Source organism: Sporolactobacillus vineae DSM 21990 = SL153, from assembly GCF_000377985.1.
GTDB classification, from domain to species: Bacteria; Bacillota; Bacilli; order Bacillales; family Sporolactobacillaceae; genus Sporolactobacillus; species Sporolactobacillus vineae.
Genome location: NZ_KB899084.1, coordinates 1 through 1436, shown reverse-complemented (window position 1 = coordinate 1436; position 1436 = coordinate 1). Strand labels below are relative to the sequence as shown.

The 1436-nt window shown below is 45.5% G+C and carries 3 protein-coding genes; 1 reads left to right on the top strand and 2 read right to left on the bottom strand.

Annotation, left to right across the window (positions count from 1 at the left end):
- On the top strand, window positions 1–393 hold a 393-nt coding region (locus D889_RS15165), incomplete at its 5' end, for a DUF4430 domain-containing protein (RefSeq protein ID WP_018962471.1).
- A gap of 98 nt (window positions 394–491) precedes the next feature.
- Here D889_RS15165 and D889_RS0114765 read toward each other — a convergent pair.
- Both D889_RS0114765 and D889_RS0114760 read right to left on the bottom strand, forming a co-directional pair.
- The gene (locus tag D889_RS0114765; RefSeq protein WP_010632792.1) at window positions 492–869 is read right to left on the bottom strand and encodes a DUF4181 domain-containing protein; all 378 of its coding nucleotides are present in this window, start codon (window positions 867–869) and stop codon (window positions 492–494) included.
- Between the two features lie 158 nt (window positions 870–1027).
- Window positions 1028–1234: a hypothetical protein gene (locus D889_RS0114760; protein WP_010632791.1), complete on the bottom strand. Its 207-nt coding sequence runs from the start codon at window positions 1232–1234 to the stop codon at window positions 1028–1030.
- Between the last annotated feature and the right edge of the window lie 202 nt (window positions 1235–1436).

Here is a 1436-nt window from a genome sequence, read left to right as displayed (position 1 = left end):
AATGCAGCGACACATGAATCGCATGCCGCATCTGTAGCGTCATCACAGTCAGGTGCTTCGCCCGCTTCATCCGGTATCTCATCAAAGCAGGCGTCCGTCTCTGTCTCAATTCAAGGACTGAACGGTTTCAGCGCATCCGGATCGGCCACTTACCATTCCGGTGACAGCGTCTTTTCCGAGCTGCAGCAGTTCACCCAAGCAAAGGGCATCCAGCTCGGCTACTCCGGTTTCGGCAGTTCGATTTATATCAGCAGCATTAATAATCAGAAAGCCGGCCAGACATCCCCTTCAAGCGGCTGGATGTACACTGTCAACGGCAAGCAGCCGAATATCAGCGCCGGCACATACCGCACCAAGCCCGGTGATAAGATCTCCTGGTATTATACAAAATAAGGGTACTTCGATTCACAAACAGCCCCGCCGAAAAAAGGCGGGGCTGTTACTCTTTCAAAATGCTGCTGAAATTCATGGCAGCGGATCCCCAACTGGAATCATCGCGGCAAAAAGAACAGGACCACAGCCAGGATTGGGACATAGCTAATGCCACAGATCAATATTATGATGTATTCCCTGTTCTCTCTCCTGTATTTCCACTCAAAATAAAATCGTACCACCTGGTATGCAATAAAATAGGCAGCAAGAATGAGAATGAAGAAAATTGCTGAATTGCCATCGACAAAGAAGGCATAGAAAAATTCAATAATAAGGAAAAGAACAAAAATCCCATTCTCAATCCATGATTGGGTCTTATTAACTCTTTCATAAAAGAACCCGCCAGTATGTTGAATATGCAGTCTTTTTCGCAGCCACCGTTCGCCAAGATAGAGGACGCCAAATATCAGTGCGACAATGCCAAACTGTAGTAACATGTGATCCCCTCCCTCATTCAAGGCTATAAATGTTCCATTGAAGCTGGAAAACCACTTTCAGTTCAGTCCAGAAATGAAGGCTCAGATAAATGCGATTGTAATAATCCGAATAAGCAGCCCATTGGGGATTCTGGTAAACTGACAGATTCCGATCATCATCAGGGACCCAAATGGATTAGATTCATTCCGGTAATGATAATCACGATAAGAATCAGCACCAATTGAATACCCTGCGTGACAAGCAGACGGACGCGCTGCTTATGCGCTTCCCTGACCCATTTAATGGTCACCCAAATCGTTTTCAAAATAAAGAGGAGTACAAGCACAGCATACATTATGAGAATGGTAACCTGTTCCTGATCCATGCGACACACTCCGGAAATGTTGGAAAATGGCAATAGAGAGCGCACTATGATTTAAATATTCTAATGGTGCGCTCAATTTGTCAACTTATTTTTTTACCCTTCAGTTTAAAGGGGCATCAAATGCAGCGACACATGAATCGCATGCCGCATCTGTAGCGTCATCACAGTCAGGTGCTTCGCCCGCTTCATCCGGTATCTCATC